Origin of the sequence: Microbacterium trichothecenolyticum, from assembly GCF_041938625.1 — a bacterium.
Taxonomy (GTDB): Bacteria; Actinomycetota; Actinomycetes; order Actinomycetales; family Microbacteriaceae; genus Microbacterium; species Microbacterium trichothecenolyticum_D.
In genome coordinates, this window is sequence record NZ_CP169427.1 from 1,737,403 (window position 1) to 1,755,563 (window position 18,161).

Consider the following 18,161-nt stretch of genomic DNA (forward strand, 5'->3'; position numbering starts at 1 on the left):
CCTCCCCGGGCAGGGGAGAGGTCCAAAGACGGAAAGGGAGACCTCTTGGAAGGTCCTGAAATCACCGCCGCTGAAGCCGTTCTCGACAACGGCCGCTTCGGCACCCGTACCGTCCGGTTCGAGACCGGACGACTCGCGCAGCAGGCACAGGGTGCCGTCGCCGCGTACCTCGACGAGGAGACGATGCTCCTGTCGGCGACCAGCGCCGGCAAGTCGCCCCGCGAGGGCTTCGACTTCTTCCCGCTGACCGTCGACGTCGAAGAGCGTTCGTACGCGGCGGGCAAGATCCCCGGTTCGTTCTTCCGTCGCGAGGGCCGCCCCTCGACCGAGGCGATCCTCGTCTGCCGCCTCATCGACCGCCCGCTGCGCCCGTCGTTCGTCGACGGCCTCCGCAACGAGGTGCAGATCGTCGTCACGGTGCTCTCGATCGCGCCGGGCGAGTTCTACGACGCGCTCGCGATCAACGCGGCGTCGCTGTCGACCCAGATCTCGGGTCTGCCGTTCTCCGGCCCGATCGCCGGTGTGCGCCTCGCGCTCATCCCCGGCCACGGCGAGCACGCCGACCAGTGGATCGCGTTCCCGACCGTGACGCAGCTCGAGGAGGCCGTGTTCGACCTCATCGTCGCCGGTCGCGTGCTGCCCGACGGCGACGTCGCGATCATGATGGTCGAGGCCGAGGCCACCGAGCACAGCTGGAACCTCATCAAGGCCGGCGCCACCAAGCCCAGCGAAGAGATCGTCGCCGCGGGCCTGGAGGCCTCGAAGCCGTTCATCAAGGAGCTCGTTGCGGCGCAGAACGTCGTGGCGAACACCGCCGCGAAGGAGATCCAGCCGTACCCGGTGTTCCCGCCCTACGCGCAGGAGACCTACGACTTCGTCGCCGGCCGCGCGTACGACCAGCTCGTGCCGGTGTACCAGATCGCCGACAAGCAGGAGCGCCAGAGCGCCGACGACGCGATCAAGGACGCCGTCAAGGCTGAGCTGCTCGCCGCCGTCGAGGCCGGCGAACTCCCCGCTGCCGCGACGCTCGAGTTCAGCGCCGCCTACAAGTCGGTCACGAAGAAGATCGTGCGCGGCCGCATCCTCTCCGAGGGTGTGCGCATCGACGGTCGCGGCCTCGCCGACATCCGGCCGCTCGACGCCGAGGTGCAGGTCATCCCGCGCGTCCACGGCTCGGCGATCTTCCAGCGCGGCGAGACGCAGATCCTGGGCGTCACCACGCTGAACATGCTCAAGATGGAGCAGCAGATCGACTCGCTGTCGCCCGTCACGAGCAAGCGCTACATGCACCACTACAACTTCCCGCCGTACTCGACCGGTGAGACCGGCCGTGTCGGCAGCCCGAAGCGTCGCGAGATCGGGCACGGTTTCCTGGCCGAGCGCGCGCTCGTGCCGGTGCTGCCCAGCCGCGAGGAGTTCCCCTACGCGATCCGTCAGGTGTCCGAGGCGCTCGGCTCCAACGGCTCGACGTCGATGGGCTCGGTCTGCGCCTCGACGCTGTCGCTGCTGAACGCGGGTGTGCCGCTGCGCGCGGCCGTCGCCGGTATCGCGATGGGTCTCGTGTCGGACGAGGTCGACGGTCAGACGCGCTACGCCGCGCTGACCGACATCCTCGGCGCCGAGGACGCCCTCGGCGACATGGACTTCAAGGTCGCCGGCACGAGCGAGTTCGTGACCGCGATCCAGCTCGACACGAAGCTCGACGGCATCCCGTCGTCGGTCCTCGCCGCCGCGCTGACCCAGGCCAAGGACGCGCGCCTCACGATCCTCAACGTGCTCAACGCGGCGATCGACGGCCCCGACGAGATGGCGCCGACCGCTCCGCGCGTGATCAGCGTGCAGATCCCGGTCGACAAGATCGGCGAGCTGATCGGCCCGAAGGGCAAGACGATCAACGCGATCCAGGACGAGACCGGCGCGCAGATCTCCATCGAGGAGGACGGCACCGTCTACATCGGCGCGACCGACGGCCCTTCGGCCGAGGCGGCCCGTGCCCAGGTCAACGCGATCGCCAACCCCACCAACCCGGAGGTCGGCGAGCAGTTCCTCGGAACCGTCGTCAAGATCGCGACGTTCGGCGCGTTCATCTCGCTCCTGCCCGGCAAGGACGGCCTGCTGCACGTCAGCGAGGTCCGCAAGCTCGCCGGCGGCAAGCGCGTGGAGAACGTCGAGGACGTGCTCTCGGTCGGTCAGAAGCTGCTCGTCAAGATCACCAAGATCGACGACCGCGGCAAGCTGTCGCTCGAGCCGGTGCTGGAGGAGGCCGCCGACCAGGAGGGTCGCGCCGCGGCCAGCGAGGGTCCGGAGGGTCCCGCCGAAGGCTGACGCGCCTCGCCGTCCGGTGAACCCGGTCGATGGATCACGGATGCCCGTCCCCGCGAGGGGGCGGGCATCCGTCGTAGGTCGTCCGGTAGGCGGTGCGGGCACGCTGCCCGCCGAAAAGGGGACAGATGCCCTGGGGATCAGCGCTCCGTGACCAAAGCGTTATGTAATGTTTGTCCGAAGTTCGCCTGAGTGAACGGCTCTCTGTCCGGACTGGCCTACCCTGTGAGTAAGCGCCGGGGGGCGCGCACAGTGATCACGACATTCCCCAGGGGATTTCGTGAGGGGGTGGCACATGGCTTACTTCGGCGTTGACTCGACGCTTCCGTCGTCGAGTCCGGATGCCGCGTCCGCATCGCTGGGCGCCGCGCGGGGCCCGCATCCCTCCGCCCCGATCCCGGTGCAGGGCCCTTCCATCGGCAGCAACGTGCGCGTCGCTCTCGGCGAGAGCGGCTCGCACATCTTCCCGCTGGCCCTCGGCGCCGCCGAGTTCGGGTGGAACGTCGACCTGGAGTCGAGTCACGCGATCCTCGACACGTATGCCGAACTGGGCGGCAACGCGGTGCACACCGCCGACAGCTACTCGAGCGGTCGCAGCGAGCACATCATCGGCCAGTGGCTTCAGTCTCGCGGTCTCCGCGACGATATCGTCCTTGCGGTCCGCGTCGGCGGCCACGCCGACAACCCGGGCCTCGGGCCGGTCAACCTCGTGCGTGCCGTCGAGGCATCGCTGAACCGGCTGCGCACCGACCGCATCGACGTCCTCTACCTCGACGCGACGACCGATCGCGCCTCGTCGCTCGAAGACACGCTGGCAACGGCCGAGTGGCTCGTCGAGACCGGCAAGGTGCGCGCGCTCGGCGCCATCGGCTACAGCGCCGCGCAGCTCGTCGAGGCGCGCATCTTCGCGTCGGCGGGCTACCCTCGCATCACGGTGCTCGACGTTCCGTTCAACGTGCTGCGCCGTCACGAGTTCGACGCCGATCTCCGCCTCGTCGCGGGGGCGCAGGGCATGGCGGTGACGCCGTCCCACGCGCTGGAGCACGGATTCCTCGCCGGCCGGCAGCGCTCGAAGATCCGCGGGGCCCTCTCGGTGCGCGGCGCACAGCTCGCGGCCAACCTCAACCGCCGGGGGAGCCGCACGCTGCGCGCGCTCGACGCCGTCGGCGCCGAGCTCGGGGTGCCCGACGCCGCGGTCGCCGTCGCGTGGCTGCTCTCCCAGAAGCTTGTCACCGCGCCGATCGTCAACGCCTACGCGCCGCAGCACGTCGAGGAGCTCGTGCAGGGTGTCGGGGTTCGCCTCAGCCGGGGCCAGCTGTCCGACATCGGCCGGGCCTCGGAGTAGTCTCCGGCCCGCCCGGCGCGCGCGTCCACAGGGTCCGGGGCCCCATCCCCGTCGTGTCGTAGGGTGGAGGAAGTGCCTTTCCCAGGCACGCGATCCCCGACGGAGTGAGCTGCGTGACGCACTACATCTACCTCGTGCGGCACGGCGAACATCAGGACGCCGAGCACGGACTCGTCGACGGGCCCCTGTCGCCGCGCGGCCGACGGCAGGCCGCGCTGCTCGCGGACCGGCTCTCGGGTGTGCCGTTCGACGCGCTGTGGCACTCGCCGCTCGAGCGCGCCAGCCAGACCGCTCGCGCGGTCGCCGAGCGGATGCCGTCGCTCACGCCGGAGCCGTCCGCGCTGCTGTTCGACTGCGTGCCGACGGGCATGACCGACGAGACGCCCGCCGCGTTCGAGCCGTTCTTCGGCTCGGTCACCGAGGCCGAGGTCGAAGCCGGCCGCGCGCAGATGTCGGATGCGACGAGCGAGTTCCTGGCGCGCAAGCGCGGCGAGGTGCACGAACTCCTGATCACGCACAACTTCGTGATCGCGTGGTTCGTGCGCGAGGTGCTGCAGGCGCCCGACTGGCGCTGGATGACGCTCAACCAGGCGCACTGCGGACTGACGGTCATCGCGCAGAAGCAGGGCCGCCCGTGGACGCTGCTGTCGCACAACGACCTCGCGCACCTGCCCGTAGAGCTCCGGACCGGTCTCCCCGAGGTCTACCCGGTCTGATCGGCGCTCAGAACGGCTTCCCGTACCACCGTGACGCGTTCGGGTTCTCGTTGTAGGGCTCGATCGCGACGAACCCGGTGCGCGCGTAGAGCGCCCCGGCCGCTTCGAGCGAGTGGTGCGTGTCGAGCACGAGCTCGGCGGCGCCGAACGCGCGGGCGCGCTCCACGAGGTCCTCGACGAGAAGTCGTCCCCACCCTCGCCCGCGCGTGACCGGCCGCAGGTACAGGTGCTTCAGCTCGTACCGCTGGCCGAGCGGCCCCTCGGGGATGAGACGGATGCCTCCGCAGCCCTGGGCGACGCCGTCGTCGTCGTCGAGCACGACGAAGACGCCGGCGGGCGGAACGAACGCCGCCGGGTCGGGGAAGGTCGTGCGATACGCGACGCCCTGGTCGGCAAATCCCTCGGTGCGGGTCCGGAAGTACTCGGCGAGCAGGTCGTGGGCGTCGGGCACGTCGACGGGGGAGGGTCGGAGAGTCACCACGCCTCCAGCGTAGGCGCCCGCCACAGCGGCCCGGCCCGGACCCGCGCCGGGCCGCCGCCTAGGATGGAGGCATGACGACACGCGTGGCCATCGTCGGCGGCACCGGAAAGCTCGGCGCAATCATCCGCGACGTGGTCGAGGCCGAACCGGGTTTCGAGGTCTCCGCGGTCCTCTCGTCCCGCTCGGAGCTGTCGGAGCTCGAGGGTGCAGACCTGGTGGTCGATGCGTCGACGCCCGCGGTCTCGATCGACGTCGTCCGCGCCGCCATCGAGCGCGGCATCAACGTGCTCGTCGGCACCTCGGGGTGGTCCGCCGAGCGCATCGCGCTCGTCCGCCCGCTCGTCGAGGCCGCCGGCACGGGTGCCGTCTTCATCCCCAACTTCTCCCTCGGCTCGGTGCTGGGTTCGGCCCTCGCCGCGGCCGCGGCGCCCTTCTTCCCGTCGATCGAGATCGTCGAAGCGCACCGCGAGACCAAGATCGACTCGCCGAGCGGCACGGCGGTGCGCACGGCCGAGCTCATCGCCGCCGCGCGCGACGGCGTCGGCCCGGTCGAGTCGCCCCACGTCGATCAGCGCGCCCGCGGCCAGCAGGTCGCGAGCGTGCCGATCCACTCGCTCCGCCGCCCGGGCGTCGTCGCCCGTCAGGAGACGATCCTCTCGGGGGCAGGGGAGTCGCTCACGATCGTGCACGACACCGTCGAGCCCGCGCAGGCGTACGGTCCCGGCATCCGGCTCGCCCTCGCCGCCGCACGCGACGCCTCGGGTGTCACCGTCGGCCTCGACAGCCTGATCGACATCGGCATCGGGCGCCGGAGGGCTCAGCCCGACGGGCGACCGGTCGACGAGGGCGGAGTGCCCGGCCAGGTCGCGCGCGCGACCGGCGCATGAGCGCTCGCATCGGCGTCGCCGTCATGGCGGCGCTGCTCGCGCTGTACATCGTGCTCGTCGGGCAGCGCGCGTGGCTGCTGCTCATGAGCGGCGACCCCGTCGGCATCGCGATGGGCGCTGCCCTCGTCGTGCTTCCGCTCATCGCCGCGTGGGCGCTCGGGCGGGAGGTGTGGTTCGGGGTGCGCGCACAGCAGCTGGGCAGGCGGCTCGAGGCCGAGGGCGCGCTTCCGCAGGAGGAGGTCGCGGTGCGTCCCAGCGGCCGCGTGATGCGCGAGGACGGGGACGCCGTCTTCCCTGCATACCGCGCCGACGTCGAGGCGCATCCCGACGACTGGCGCGCGTGGTACCGGCTCGGGCTCGCCTACGACGCGGCCGGCGACCGCCGTCGCGCGCGCGAAGCGGTGCGAGCCGCCATCCGACTCGAGAAGACCGACCGCCGCGCCTGAGCCCCGCGCGACATCAGGATGCCGCGGGCACGGCCGCGGCGACCGCGTCCTCGACCGTCGCGCTCGAGAACACGAAACCCGACTTCTCCAGAGCCTCGGGTACGACGTGGGCGTCGGCGGTGAGGATCGCCTCGGTGGCGTCCGCACCGAGCACGAGCTTCATGCCCCACACCGGCGCGCGCAGCAGGAACGGCCGGTTCATGCGCACGGCGAGGGCGAACCCGAGATCGTTCGCCGTTGCCCGGGTGGGGCCAGAGAGGTTGACCGGACCGGTGAGTCGCGCGTCGATGACGTGGCGGATCGCCCGCACCTCGTCGTCGAGCGAGATCCACGGCCACGCCTGCGTCCCGCGGCCGATCGGTCCGGAGAGACCGGCCTTCGTGAGGAGCATCAACGGCTTCAGCACGCCGTCGGTGTGCACGACCGGTGCCGTGCGCAGCACCGAGACCGCAGCATCCGTCCCCGCTCCGAAAGCCGCAGCCTCCCACTCTCCGCAGAGGTCCGCGAGGAACGTGTCGCCGCGCGGCGCGTCCTCCGTCAGCCGGGCGCCGGGGTGCGAGCCGTAGTACCCCACGGCCGACGCCGACACGAAGTGGGGGGCGTCCGTCCCCAGTTCGCGCACGGCGCGGGCGAGCGCGCGCGTCGGCGAGATGCGCGACCACAGCAGCGTGCCCTTGTACGACGACGTCCAGGGGAACCGCCCGATGCTGGCACCGTTCATCCCGACCACCGCACGGGCGCCCTCGAGCACCGCCGGGTCCAGCGGCTCGGGGGTCGTGAGCCATTCGACCTCGTGCGGGGCCTCTGCGGGGCGACGGACGAGGGTCGTCACTTCGACGCCGTCGTCGCGGAGGCTGTCGACGAGCGCCCGGCCGATGGGGCCGGACGCCCCGGCGACGACGATCCGCCGACCGTCGTCGCCGCCCGGAGGGCCTTCAGGCAAGCGTGGCCTCGATCGTGATCTCGATGCCCGCCAGGGCCTGCGAGACGGGGCAGCCGGCCTTCGCGCTCTGGGCGAGTCGCTCGAAGTCCTCGGGCTCGAGTCCCGGAACGACGGCGTTGACGTTCAGGTGGCTGCCGGTGATGCCCGTGCCCGGCTTGAAGGTGACGGACGCGGTCGTGTCGATCGACTCCGGGGGAGTGCCGTTCTCGGCCAGAGCGAGCGAGAAGGCCATGCTGAAGCACGATGCGTGCGCGGCGGCGATGAGCTCCTCCGGCGTCGTGACCGACGTGGAGCCCTCGCTGCGGGCTTTCCAGTTGACGGGGAAGGTTCCCATGCCCGACGACACGAAGGTGGTCTCGCCGGAGCCGTCGAACAGCCCGCCCTTCCATACCGTGGTTGCTTCGCTCGTGACGGTCATGTGGGCCTCCTCGCTGGCGGGTCGCCCGCGTGCCGGGCGTCTCGCGTCAGCCTAGGGCGTCGAGCTGCCGGACCGCGATGGGTTGACACCGGATGCTGCGCCCCTCGGCATCCGCCGGCGCCTGCGTCGCGTCAGGCCGAGGCCGGGCGAGCGCGGCCGACGATTCCCGCGCGCTGCAGCAGGAGGTACAGCTGGCAGCCGAGACAGAGCCCGAAGACGGCGTTGAGGAATGCCGCGATGAACGCGGCCGCCGCGGCGACGGTGAGCGCCCACGGCACGCCGAACAGCTGCAGCACCAGGCCGAGGGCTGTGACGAACAGCCCGACACCCTGCGCGAACCGCGGCGGGCGCGGGTCCTCAAGCTCGGTCGGCGGCGACAGACGCGGAGCAACGAGTCTGCGGAACAGGACGCCCCACGGCGCCGTCCGCGGTGAGAGCACACCCCACACGAACAGGAGCGTGGTCACGAGCAGCAGCAGGAACGCGGGATCGAGGAAACGCTCGGCGACGCTGGCCGACGAGATCTCCCAGCCCTCGGCCGTCTGCGCAGTCGACAGCCCCGTAAGGCCGAGGAACACCGCGATGAGCAGAAGGACGGCGGTGATCCCCGCCGCGAAGCGCGGACCCCGGGGATCGATGCCGCGCGGGGCCGTAGCATCCGTTCGCTCAGACACTGGCGTCCTCCGCGATCAGCCGGTTGAGTTCCAGCTCGAGCACGTCGCGACCCGGAGCGCCGCCGAAACGCGTCTGCACGACGCCGTTGCGGTCGAGCACGAGCGTGGTGGGCGTCTGGAGCACGTGGAAGTGCTTGGCGATGTCGGGACGGTGGGTGAGGTCGACGTCGAGGTGGCGCACGCCCTCGTGGTCGTCGGCGATCGCCGCGAGCGTGCGGTGCACGCCGGGACACCGCGCACAGAGCTCCGTGCTGAACTGCAGGAGTGTGGCGACTTCGCCGAGTCCGTCGGCGCCGAGACGGTGAGGCTCGACGACCTCGTGCGCGACGTTGCGGCGGGCGTGGGACTGACGCCAGTTCAGGAAGACACCGAGTGCCACCGTCGCCGCGAGGAGCGCGGCGAGGGCGATGAGGGCGCCGACGAGGTTCACAGCAGATCAGGCTAATCCCTTTCACCTGAATGGAGGCCGAATCGGTGAATATGACGCGACGGATGTAACAGAAGGCGGGCGACGGCGTGAGGATGTCTGTGCAGGGATCAGTTGGAGATGTCGATCTCGCAGCTGATTGGTCCACGGCGTGTCCATCCGGACATTTCGGCGCTCGATGGAGGTTGTTGTGCTGTCGCCGGTGTCGGAAGTGGTTGGGATGATCGCGTGGTGAGCGCTTCTGCGAATCGGTTGCCGGTCGTACTTCTTCACGGTTGGCCGGTTACGCAGGAGCACTGGCGGCATATCGTTCCGCTCCTGCAACGCGCGGGGTTCGCTCCGCACCCCATGACGATGCCCGGCCTCGGCGAGGCCGCCGGGGAATTCGACCGCTTCCGAAAGAGCGAGCTCGCCGGATGGGTGCGCGACCGTCTCGTCGAGCGGGAACTCACGCGCTTTGCTCTCGTAGGTCATGATTGGGGTGGAACGGTCGCGGTCCATGTGGCTGCCGTCATGCCCCGTGCAGTCGTTGCGCTTGTGGTTGAGGAAGAGATTCTCCCCGGCGTGGACGTGGAGATCCCCGCACCAGGGAGCGAGCGCTATCCGACCTGGCACGGGCCGTTCAACCGTGTGCACGGTCTCGCTGAGCAGCTGGTTCCGGGACGCGAGGCCGCGTACTACGGCACCTTCCTCGAGGAAAGCGCGGGACCGGGAGGGCTCGAACCGATGGCTCTGCGCGCCTACATTGACGCGTACACGACGCCGGGTGTCCTCGAATCCGGGCTCGGTTACTACCGCACCCGAGTCGATGACATTGTCGATGTGAAACGGCTCCACGAGGTTCGTGTGCACACGCCTGTGCTCGCCATCGGTGGCCGTTACGCCATGGGGTCCGCCGTCGCCGAGGGGTTGCGACCGGTTGCGCCCGATGTCACAGCGCTGGTTCTGGATCAGTCCGGTCACTACCCCCTGGAGCAGGAACCTGGCCTGGCTGGCCGTGCCATCATCGAGTTCCTTCGACGGCACGCTGCTGAGACGACTGCCCGATAGAGCCTCGGGCGGACGGACAACCCCGAGAGCGTCGCGGGCAACGCAGTAGGGACAGATCGTATTCGCTGGCAGCAGCGCGCAGCCGTGGAATAGGCATCTCCGAGGGGTGCCTGCAGTCGGCGGCGGCGCGGGCAGGGCCGAGATGCCGCCAGCCGCGGGTATCGTGGCAGCCGTGACGACGCCGATCCCGACCCCGTACGAAGATCTTCTGCGCGATGTGCTCGAGCACGGCACCCATAAGGACGACCGCACCGGCACCGGCACGACGAGTGCGTTCGGCCGACAGATCCGGTTCGACCTGTCGCAGGGCTTCCCACTCATCACGACCAAGCGGGTGCACTTCAAGTCGATCGCGTACGAGCTGCTGTGGTTCCTGCGCGGCGAGTCGAACGTCGCGTGGCTGCAGGAGAACGGCGTCACGATCTGGGACGAATGGGCGGATGCCTCGGGCGAGTTGGGGCCGGTCTACGGCGTGCAGTGGCGGTCGTGGCCGACACCGTCGGGCGAGCACATCGATCAGATCGCGCTGGTGCTCGACCAGATCCGGGCGAACCCCGACTCCCGCCGCCTGATCGTCTCGGCGTGGAACCCCGCCGACATCCCCGACATGGCCCTCGCGCCGTGCCACGCGATGTTCCAGTTCTACGTCGCCGACGGCAAGCTCTCGTGCCAGCTGTACCAGCGCAGCGCCGACCTCTTCCTCGGCGTGCCCTTCAACATCGCGTCGTACGCGCTGCTCACGCTCATGGTGGCGCAGCAGGCCGGGCTCGAGCCGGGCGACTTCGTGTGGACGGGCGGCGACTGCCACATCTACGACAACCACCTCGAGCAGGTGCGCGAGCAGCTCCGCCGCGAGCCGTACCCGTATCCGACTCTCCGCATCGCCCGGACGCCCGACTCGATCTTCGACTACCGCTACGACGACTTCGTGGTCGAGGACTACCAGCACCACCCCGCCATCCGCGGGGCGGTCGCGGTATGACAGCCCCGATCGGCCTGATCTGGGCGGAGGCCCATGACGGCGTGATCGGTGCCGACGGCGGCATGCCGTGGCACGTTCCGGAAGACCTCGCCCACTTCAAGGCGCTCACGCTCGGCACACCGGTGGTGATGGGTCGTCGCACGTGGGAGTCCTTCCCGCCGCGCTTCCGCCCGCTGCCGGGGCGGCGCAACATCGTGGTCACGCGCCAGGAGGACTGGACGGATGCCGGCGCCGAGCGCTCCGCCTCGCTCGAGGCTGCGCTGGCACTGGCCGACGACGGTGAGCCCGACCGCATCTGGGTCATCGGCGGCGGCCAGCTCTTCGGCGAGGCCATCGGCCTCGCCGATCTCCTCGAGGTCACCGAGCTCGACGTCCGTGTCGAGGGCGACACCCTGGCGCCCGACCGCGACGGCTGGGTCACGGTCGCGACGGACCCGGAAGACGGCTGGCACACGTCGGGGGGCGGCATCCGTTATCGCTTCCTGAGACTGGTCCGGCCGCCCGAGCGCGGCACGGACTGACGCGGCAATAGGCTGGCGCCCATGGCGAAGACGGCGCTCATCACCGGTGCGAGTTCGGGTCTCGGAGCGGAATACGCACGCCAGCTCGCGGCGAAGGGTGCGCACCTCGTGCTCGTCGCCCGCGACCGGCAGGCGCTCGAGGAGCTCGCGGTGCGGCTGCGTTCGACGTACGGCGTCGAGGTCGAGGTGCTCGCCGCCGACCTGCTGAAGCGCCGCCAGCGCGAGCGTGTCGAGACGCGCGTGGCCGACGAGGCCCGGCCGATCGAGATCCTCGTGAACAACGCCGGGTTCGGGCTGCCGCTGGCGTTCGAGCGCAACGACATCGAGGACGAGGTCCGTCACCTCGAACTGCACGTCGAGGTGCCGATGCGCCTCACGCACGCCGCGCTCGGCGCGATGCTGGCTCGCGGGCACGGGCGCATCATCAACGTCGCGTCGGTGGCGGCGTTCATCCCGCGCTCGACCTACGGCGCCTGCAAGGGATGGCTCGTGAGCTTCAGCCGGTGGGCCAAAGGCCGTTACGGCCCGCGCGGAGTGACGGTGACCGCGGTGTGCCCGGGGTACACGCACACGAACTTCCACGAGCGCCTCGGGCTGCCGCCAGGGAAGGAGGGCGTGCCCGAGGGGATGTGGCTCGACGCGCGCGACGTCGTGGCCGAGTCGCTGCGGGATGCCGCCCGGGGCGTGCCGGTGTCGATCCCGTCGCTGCGGTACAAGCTGCTCGTCGCGCTCGCCCGCTTCGCCCCGCCGTCGGTCGCCGCCCGCCTCGGCGAGCGCGGTCGCTGAGCGGCGCCGGGGTTCACCGGGCGCGCCGGGGCGCGGCATCCCGATAACCTGAGTGCATGACGCATACGGGCAATCCATTCGGACAGGTGCTCGTCGCGCTCGTCACCCCCATGACGGCCGACGGCGAAGTCGACTGGCCCGCTGTCGAGAAGCACATCGACGACGTCATCACAGCAGGCGCCGACGGCATCGTCGTCACCGGCACCACCGGTGAGACGTCGACCCTCACCGATGCGGAGAAGATCCGCCTCGTCGAGGTCGGGAAGGATGTCGCCGCCGGCCGCGCCAAGATCATCACGGGTGGCGGGTCGAATGAGACCGCCCACGCGATCGAGCTCTACAAGGCCAGCGAGAAGGTCGGCGCCGACGGCATCATGATCGTCACGCCGTACTACAACAAGCCCACGCAGGCCGGCATCCTCACGCATTTCCGCCTGGTCGCCGACGCGACCGATCTGCCGGTGATCCTGTACGACATCCCCGGCCGCACCGGCGTGCCGATCCGCTACGAGACGATCCTGCGCCTCGCCAAGCACCCCAACATCCTCGCCATCAAGGACGCCAAGGGCGACTTCAGCGAGGTGAGCCGGGTGCTCAACCAGACCGACCTGATGTACTTCTCGGGCGACGACGCCAACGTGCTGCCGCACCTCGCGATCGGGGCCACCGGCCTGATCGGGGTCACCGCGAACATCGCGGCCCAGCCGTACCGCGTGATCGTCGACGCCGTGAACGCCGGCGACCTGAAGACCGCGACCGCCGCGCACCAGCAGCTCGAGCCGCTCGTGCGCGCCGTGATGACGCACGTGCCCGGCACCGTGTCGGCGAAGTACATCCTCCACGGCCTGGGCCGCATCGGCAGCCCGCGCGTGCGGCTGCCGCTGGTCGGACCGGAGGAGTGGGAGGCCGCCAAGATCGAGGACGAGCTCGCGCTCGTGAGCGCCGTTCCCGGTGCCGACTTCTCGAACTTCCGCCCCGACCGCAACGCCGCCGCCGGCGGCGCGCTGCCGAAGGTCTCGGGCACCACGAGATGACGAAATCGCGCCGTCGCCGAACTGTCGACGGCGCGCAGATGACGGGCGTTCCCGCGCCCGGAGGAGGCTTCGCAATGCCCACCACCCCGTACGACCCGCCGGAGCTTCCGGCAGGAACCCTCCGGATCGTCCCGCTCGGCGGCCTCGGCGAGGTCGGCCGCAACATGACGGTGTTCGAGTACGGCGGGAAGCTGCTCGTCGTCGACTGCGGCGTCCTGTTCCCCGAGGAGCACCAGCCCGGTGTCGACCTGATCCTCCCCGACTTCGAGCCGCTCAAGAAGCGGCTCGACGACATCGTCGGCGTCGTGCTCACGCACGGCCACGAGGACCACATCGGCGCGGTGCCGTACCTGCTGAAGCTCAAGAGCGACATCCCGATCATCGGCTCCGGGCTCACGCTCGCGCTCACCGAGGCGAAGCTCAAGGAGCATCGCATCAGGCCCTACAGCCTCACGGTCGCGGAGGGCCAGCGCGAGAACCTCGGGCCGTTCGAGCTCGAGTTCGTCGCGGTGAACCACTCCATCCCCGACGCCCTCGCCGTCGCGATCCGCACCCCGGCGGGGCTCGTGCTCGCCACCGGCGACTTCAAGATGGACCAGCTGCCGCTCGACGGCCGGCTGACCGACCTCCGCGCGTTCTCGCGGCTGGGGGAGGAGGGCGTCGACCTCTTCCTCGTCGACTCCACCAACGCCGACGTGCCGGGCTTCACGCCGCTCGAGCGATCGATCGGCCCGGTGCTCGACCAGGTCATTGGCAAGGCGCCGCGGCGCGTCATCGTCGCGAGCTTCTCGAGCCACGTCCACCGCGTTCAGCAGGTGCTGGACGCGGCCGCCGCCCACGGGCGCCGCGTGGCCCTGCTCGGCCGCAGCATGCTGCGCAACATGACGATCGCCGAGGACCTCGGCTATCTCCACGTGCCCGAGGGCGTACTGATCGACTACAAGAAGGCGCGCGACCTGCCCGACGACCAGATCGTCTACATGTCGACGGGCTCGCAGGGCGAGCCGATGGCCGTCCTCAGCCGCATGGCCAACCTCGACCACGCGATCGAGCCGGGTCCGGGTGACACGGTGATCCTCGCATCGAGCCTCATCCCGGGCAACGAGAACGCGGTCTACCGCGTGATCGACGGGCTGACGAAGCTGGGCGCGAACGTCGTGCACAAGGGCAACGCCAAGGTGCACGTGTCGGGCCACGCCGCGGCCGGCGAGCTGCTCTACTGCTACAACATCCTGAAGCCGAAGAACGTGCTGCCGGTGCACGGCGAGTACCGTCACCTGATGGCGAACGCCCGCCTCGCCCAGGACACCGGCATCGACCCCGAGCGGACGATCATCGGCGAGAACGGCACCGTCGTCGACCTGAAGGACGGCGACGCGCGAGTGGTCGGCCAGCTCGACCTCGGCTTCGTCTACGTCGACGGGTCGACCGTCGGAGAGATCACGGATGCCGACCTCAAAGACCGCCGGATCCTCGGCGAAGAGGGCTTCATCTCGGTGATCGTGGTGGTCGACGCGACGACGGGCAAGGTCATCTCGGGTCCGGAGATCCACGCGCGCGGCTTCGCCGAGGACGACGCCGTCTTCGAGGATGTCAAGCCGAAGATCGCCGCGGCGCTCGCCGAGGCCGCGAAGTCCGGCGTCCGCGACCAGCATGCGCTGTCGCAGGTGGTGCGCCGCACGATCGGCCGGTGGGTCAACCAGTCGCTGCGCCGCCGGCCGATGATCGTGCCGCTCGTCATCGAGGCGTAACACGCGAGCCGTACGATCGGCGTCGTGGCCTCCTCGTTCCGCATCCGCCCCGCCGTGTCGGCCGACGGCGCGTTCCTCGGCGACATGGTCGTCGAGGCGGCGAACTGGCGTCAGGGCGGCGCCATGCCCCGTCACGAGGTGATCGGCGGCGTCGATCACCGGCGCTACGTGGCCGGCTGGATGCGGCCGGGCGACGCCGGCTTCGTCGCCGAGGACGCCAACGGCGAGCCGGTGGGCGCCGCCTGGTACCGGATGCTGCCGCGCGACGACCCGGGCTTCGGATACGTCGGCACCGGGGTCCCCGAGCTCATCATCGGCGTCCGCCCGATCTGGCGTGCCCACGGCGTCGGCCGCGCGCTGCTGCAGCGGCTGTGCGAGCACGCGGGCGCGCAGGGTTTCGCGCGGATCAGCCTCAGCGTCGAACGGGGGAACTTCGCCTCGACGCTGTACCGCAGCGAGGGCTTCGCCGTCACGCAGAGCGGATCGGGCCGCGACACGATGGTCAAGCGCCTGCGCTGAGGCATCCGTCCTTCCGGTGCGCTCCGCGACGCGCCCGGCCTGCGGCCTCTCGGCGGCGTGGTTGCGGGCAAATGTCCGGGTGTCGGCCTACCGTGGGGGAATGGCCAGGAGCACAAGCCCGACCAAGGGGTCGCGTGCGTCTTCGAGCGCGTCGGCGAACGCGCGTTCGAGCGCGTCCTCGTCGGCGCGCAAGCCCGCGGCGGCCAAGCCGGCACCCGCACCCAAGCACTACGTGAACGAACCAGACCGTCCGCCGATCATCGTGCGGGCCTGGATGGGCCTCGCGCACGCCACCGGCGGTCTCTTCCGCGCGTTCGGTCCCGAGGCGCTCGAGAAGGACCAGCGGCGCGACGGCTTCCCGCTCCTTCTCGTGCTGCTCGCGATCGCGGGCGCCGTGAACGAGTGGTTCTTCATCGGCAACGAGGTCGCCAAGACCATCAGCGCGTACACCGTCGGGGGCCTCATCGGCCGCGAGGCGTTCGTGCTCCCGGTCCTCCTGCTCATGCTCGCGGGCTGGATGTTCCGCCACCCGTCGTCCGTGCACGACAACGGCCGCGTCGGCATCGGCTTCGGGCTGTTCGTCCTCACGATCGCCGGCTTCTGCCACGTGGCCGGCGGGCGTCCGCAGCCGAACGAGGGGCTCCCCGCGCTGAGCGAGGCGGGCGGCCTCTTCGGCTGGATGCTCGGCGAGCCGCTTGCGCTCGTTCTCACCGATGTCGGCGCCTACATCGTGCTGTCGCTGCTGGCGGTGCTCAGCATCCTGATCATCACGAAGACGCCGCCGAACCGCATCGGCCGCCGCCTGGGCGAGCTGTACGCCTGGATGTTCGGCGCCGAGCCGCGGGAAGAGAAGGCGACGACGGATGCTGCGGCCCCGGCCGCCGCGGACGACGAGGGCGACTCCTCGCTGCCGTTCTGGCGCCGCAACAAGACGGGGCGCGAGAAGGACCCCGAAGGCGGACTGGGCTCGCAGGATCTCACCGAGCTGCTGCCGGCGGGCTCATCGCAGGGCGGCTTCGAGCAGGCCATCGCCCCCGTCGCGCCGGCGCCGGCACCGCCGGCGGACGCGCTCACCGAGGTCATCGACCCCGCGGTGCTGTCGGCGGCGAAGGCGGCGACCTCGTCGCGCACGTCGCTGCGCGACGACGCCGAGGTCATCGAAGACGACGGGACGCTTCCCGGACTCGACGGCATCGGCTCCGCCGCGACGGTCGACTCGCCGTCCGCGCCGTACCGGCTGCCCTCGGTCAACTCGCTCGCCGCCGGCTCACCGCATGTGGCGCGCTCGCAGGCCAACGACGACACCGTGCGGGCCATCACGAGCGTGCTCGACCAGTTCTCGGTCGACGCGCGCGTGACGGGCTTCTCTCGGGGGCCCACCGTGACGCAGTACGAGATCGAGCTCGGCCCCGGCGTCAAGGTCGAGCGCATCACTGCGCTCACCAACAACATCGCCTACGCGGTGGCCTCGAACGAGGTGCGCATCCTCGCGCCCATCCCGGGCAAGAGCGCCATCGGCGTCGAGATCCCCAACACCGACCGCGAGATCGTGACGCTCGGCGACGTGCTGCGCTCGCAGACCGCGACCAGCCAGACGCACCCCATGACGATCGGCGTCGGCAAGGACGTCGGGGGCGGCTACGTCGTGGCGAACCTCGCGAAGATGCCCCACCTGCTCGTCGCCGGCTCGACCGGCTCGGGCAAGTCCAGCTTCGTGAACTCGATGATCACAAGCCTCTTGATGCGGGCGAAGCCCGCGGACGTGCGCATGGTGCTCATCGACCCGAAGCGCGTGGAGCTCACGTCCTACGCGGGCGTGCCGCACCTCATCACGCCCATCATCACGAACCCGAAGAAGGCGGCCGAGGCGCTGCAGTGGGTCGTGAAAGAGATGGACATGCGCTACGACGATCTCGCGTCGTTTGGCTTCCGTCACATCGACGACTTCAACAAGGCCGTGGTCGCGGGCGAGATCACGCTCCCTCCGGGCAGCGAGCGGGTGCTCAAGCCGTATCCGTACCTGCTCGTCGTCGTCGACGAGCTCGCCGACCTCATGATGGTGGCGCCCCGCGACGTCGAGGACTCGATCGTCCGCATCACGCAGCTCGCCCGCGCCTCCGGCATCCACCTCGTGCTCGCGACGCAACGCCCCTCGGTCGACGTCGTGACGGGCCTCATCAAGGCCAACGTGCCCTCGCGCCTCGCCTTCGCGGTGACGAGCGTCACCGACTCGCGGGTCATCCTCGACCAGCCCGGTGCCGACCGTCTCATCGGTCAGGGCGACGGCCTGTTCCTGCCCATGGGGGCGTCGAAGGCGCTCCGCGTGCAGGGCGCATGGGTCAGCGAGAAGGAGATCGAAGAGGTCGTCAAGCACGTCACGCACCAGGCACGGCCCGAGTACCGCGCCGATGTGGCCGCGGTCGCCGAGAAGAAGGAGATCGACGCCGACATCGGTGACGACCTCGAGCTGCTGCTCGCGGCGGCCGAGCTCGTCGTGTCGAGCCAGTTCGGCTCGACCTCGATGCTCCAGCGCAAGCTGCGTGTCGGCTTCGCGAAGGCCGGCCGCCTCATGGACCTCCTCGAGTCCCGCGAGATCGTCGGCCCGTCCGAGGGTTCGAAGGCCCGCGACGTGCTGGTGACGGTCGAGCAGCTGCCGTCGGTGCTCGCGCGCCTGCGCGGCGAGGACGTGCCCGACCAGGCTCCCGCGGCCCCGGCTGCGGCGGCCCCCGCTGCCGCGGCAGACGATCGCTACGGACCGGATGCCGTGGCCTCGCAGTACGACGGCTACCCCGTGGTCGAGAGCGACGACGACGGCTCCGAAGACGCGTGGGGTCTCACCGGTCGCGACTGACCGCGCCG

Annotated in this window: 18 protein-coding genes; 13 read left to right on the forward strand and 5 right to left on the reverse strand. The window is 70.5% G+C overall.

What is annotated here, in order from left to right; genetic code table 11:
- Positions 1 to 45: 45 nt before the first annotated feature.
- From ACEYYH_RS07810 to ACEYYH_RS07820, 3 genes are all read left to right on the forward strand, one after another.
- Positions 46 to 2,325, forward strand: coding sequence for a polyribonucleotide nucleotidyltransferase (locus ACEYYH_RS07810; protein ID WP_374977651.1), 2,280 nt, complete (start codon positions 46 to 48; stop codon positions 2,323 to 2,325).
- A 292-nt stretch (positions 2,326 to 2,617) separates the two neighbouring features.
- Complete coding sequence (locus ACEYYH_RS07815) at positions 2,618 to 3,667, forward strand: aldo/keto reductase (RefSeq protein ID WP_374977652.1); 1,050 nt, start codon at positions 2,618 to 2,620, stop codon at positions 3,665 to 3,667.
- 113 nt (positions 3,668 to 3,780) lie between these two features.
- Positions 3,781 to 4,383, forward strand: coding sequence for a histidine phosphatase family protein (locus ACEYYH_RS07820; RefSeq protein ID WP_374977653.1), 603 nt, complete (start codon positions 3,781 to 3,783; stop codon positions 4,381 to 4,383).
- A 7-nt stretch (positions 4,384 to 4,390) separates the two neighbouring features.
- Here ACEYYH_RS07820 and ACEYYH_RS07825 read toward each other — a convergent pair whose 3' ends face one another.
- Entirely contained in the window at positions 4,391 to 4,864 is a 474-nt protein-coding gene (locus tag ACEYYH_RS07825; protein WP_374977654.1) for a GNAT family N-acetyltransferase, read from the reverse strand.
- A 71-nt stretch (positions 4,865 to 4,935) separates the two neighbouring features.
- Between ACEYYH_RS07825 and ACEYYH_RS07830 the strand changes: the two genes are divergently transcribed.
- A complete protein-coding gene (locus tag ACEYYH_RS07830; RefSeq protein WP_374977655.1) occupies positions 4,936 to 5,751 on the forward strand; it encodes a 4-hydroxy-tetrahydrodipicolinate reductase in 816 nt (271 codons plus the stop codon).
- Positions 5,748 to 6,197 (forward strand): hypothetical protein, encoded by a 450-nt coding sequence (locus ACEYYH_RS07835; RefSeq protein WP_374977656.1) that lies wholly within the window; start codon positions 5,748 to 5,750, stop codon positions 6,195 to 6,197. Before ACEYYH_RS07830 ends, ACEYYH_RS07835 begins: the two co-directional genes overlap by 4 nt.
- 13 nt (positions 6,198 to 6,210) lie before the next feature.
- Here the strand turns inward: ACEYYH_RS07835 and ACEYYH_RS07840 are convergent, their stop codons facing one another.
- From ACEYYH_RS07840 to ACEYYH_RS07855, 4 genes are all read right to left on the reverse strand, one after another.
- Complete coding sequence (locus ACEYYH_RS07840; RefSeq protein ID WP_374977657.1) at positions 6,211 to 7,140, reverse strand: TIGR01777 family oxidoreductase; 930 nt, start codon at positions 7,138 to 7,140, stop codon at positions 6,211 to 6,213.
- Complete coding sequence (locus ACEYYH_RS07845; protein ID WP_116193836.1) at positions 7,133 to 7,558, reverse strand: OsmC family peroxiredoxin; 426 nt, start codon at positions 7,556 to 7,558, stop codon at positions 7,133 to 7,135. The genes ACEYYH_RS07840 and ACEYYH_RS07845 overlap by 8 nt, the downstream gene beginning before the upstream one ends.
- Before the next feature lie 131 nt (positions 7,559 to 7,689).
- Positions 7,690 to 8,232 (reverse strand): DUF4395 domain-containing protein, encoded by a 543-nt coding sequence (locus tag ACEYYH_RS07850; RefSeq protein ID WP_374977658.1) that lies wholly within the window; start codon positions 8,230 to 8,232, stop codon positions 7,690 to 7,692.
- A complete protein-coding gene (locus ACEYYH_RS07855) occupies positions 8,225 to 8,662 on the reverse strand; it encodes a TlpA family protein disulfide reductase (RefSeq protein ID WP_374977659.1) in 438 nt (145 codons plus the stop codon). Before ACEYYH_RS07855 ends, ACEYYH_RS07850 begins: the two co-directional genes overlap by 8 nt.
- Positions 8,663 to 8,779: 117 nt before the next feature.
- Between ACEYYH_RS07855 and ACEYYH_RS07860 the strand changes: the two genes are divergently transcribed.
- From ACEYYH_RS07860 to ACEYYH_RS07895, 8 genes are all read left to right on the forward strand, one after another.
- A complete protein-coding gene (locus ACEYYH_RS07860; RefSeq protein ID WP_374977660.1) occupies positions 8,780 to 9,709 on the forward strand; it encodes an alpha/beta fold hydrolase in 930 nt (309 codons plus the stop codon).
- Between the two features lie 142 nt (positions 9,710 to 9,851).
- Positions 9,852 to 10,691, forward strand: coding sequence for a thymidylate synthase (locus ACEYYH_RS07865; RefSeq protein WP_374978186.1), 840 nt, complete (start codon positions 9,852 to 9,854; stop codon positions 10,689 to 10,691).
- Positions 10,688 to 11,212 (forward strand): dihydrofolate reductase, encoded by a 525-nt coding sequence (locus tag ACEYYH_RS07870; protein WP_374977661.1) that lies wholly within the window; start codon positions 10,688 to 10,690, stop codon positions 11,210 to 11,212. The genes ACEYYH_RS07865 and ACEYYH_RS07870 overlap by 4 nt, the downstream gene beginning before the upstream one ends.
- Positions 11,213 to 11,233: 21 nt before the next feature.
- Positions 11,234 to 11,998: an SDR family NAD(P)-dependent oxidoreductase gene (locus tag ACEYYH_RS07875; protein WP_374977662.1), complete on the forward strand. Its 765-nt coding sequence runs from the start codon at positions 11,234 to 11,236 to the stop codon at positions 11,996 to 11,998.
- Between the two features lie 56 nt (positions 11,999 to 12,054).
- On the forward strand, positions 12,055 to 13,032 hold the full coding sequence (dapA, locus tag ACEYYH_RS07880; protein ID WP_116193831.1) for a 4-hydroxy-tetrahydrodipicolinate synthase: 978 nt from the start codon (positions 12,055 to 12,057) through the stop codon (positions 13,030 to 13,032).
- Between the two features lie 74 nt (positions 13,033 to 13,106).
- Positions 13,107 to 14,783, forward strand: a complete 1,677-nt coding sequence (locus ACEYYH_RS07885; RefSeq protein WP_116193830.1) for a ribonuclease J — start codon at positions 13,107 to 13,109, stop codon at positions 14,781 to 14,783.
- 24 nt (positions 14,784 to 14,807) lie between these two features.
- Positions 14,808 to 15,302 carry a GNAT family N-acetyltransferase gene (locus ACEYYH_RS07890; RefSeq protein WP_374977663.1) on the forward strand — a complete coding sequence of 165 codons (495 nt, stop codon included), beginning with the start codon at positions 14,808 to 14,810 and terminating at the stop codon, positions 15,300 to 15,302.
- 100 nt (positions 15,303 to 15,402) lie between these two features.
- Entirely contained in the window at positions 15,403 to 18,153 is a 2,751-nt protein-coding gene (locus ACEYYH_RS07895; protein WP_374977664.1) for a DNA translocase FtsK 4TM domain-containing protein, read from the forward strand.
- The last annotated feature ends 8 nt before the right edge of the window (positions 18,154 to 18,161 follow it).

Bases quoted from the DNA above. Each gene is read 5' to 3' on its own strand.
- dapA (WP_116193831.1), top strand. From the start codon at position 12,055: ATGACGCATACGGGCAATCCATTCGGACAGGTGCTCGTCGCGCTCGTC.
- ACEYYH_RS07845 (WP_116193836.1), bottom strand. From the start codon at position 7,558: ATGACCGTCACGAGCGAAGCAACCACGGTATGGAAGGGCGGGCTGTTC.
- ACEYYH_RS07860 (WP_374977660.1), top strand. From the start codon at position 8,780: ATGTCGATCTCGCAGCTGATTGGTCCACGGCGTGTCCATCCGGACATT.
- ACEYYH_RS07895 (WP_374977664.1), top strand. From the start codon at position 15,403: ATGGCCAGGAGCACAAGCCCGACCAAGGGGTCGCGTGCGTCTTCGAGC.
- ACEYYH_RS07885 (WP_116193830.1), top strand. From the start codon at position 13,107: ATGCCCACCACCCCGTACGACCCGCCGGAGCTTCCGGCAGGAACCCTC.
- ACEYYH_RS07835 (WP_374977656.1), top strand. From the start codon at position 5,748: ATGAGCGCTCGCATCGGCGTCGCCGTCATGGCGGCGCTGCTCGCGCTG.
- ACEYYH_RS07870 (WP_374977661.1), top strand. From the start codon at position 10,688: ATGACAGCCCCGATCGGCCTGATCTGGGCGGAGGCCCATGACGGCGTG.
- ACEYYH_RS07865 (WP_374978186.1), top strand. From the start codon at position 9,852: ATGCCGCCAGCCGCGGGTATCGTGGCAGCCGTGACGACGCCGATCCCG.
- ACEYYH_RS07830 (WP_374977655.1), top strand. From the start codon at position 4,936: ATGACGACACGCGTGGCCATCGTCGGCGGCACCGGAAAGCTCGGCGCA.
- ACEYYH_RS07875 (WP_374977662.1), top strand. From the start codon at position 11,234: ATGGCGAAGACGGCGCTCATCACCGGTGCGAGTTCGGGTCTCGGAGCG.
- ACEYYH_RS07815 (WP_374977652.1), top strand. From the start codon at position 2,618: ATGGCTTACTTCGGCGTTGACTCGACGCTTCCGTCGTCGAGTCCGGAT.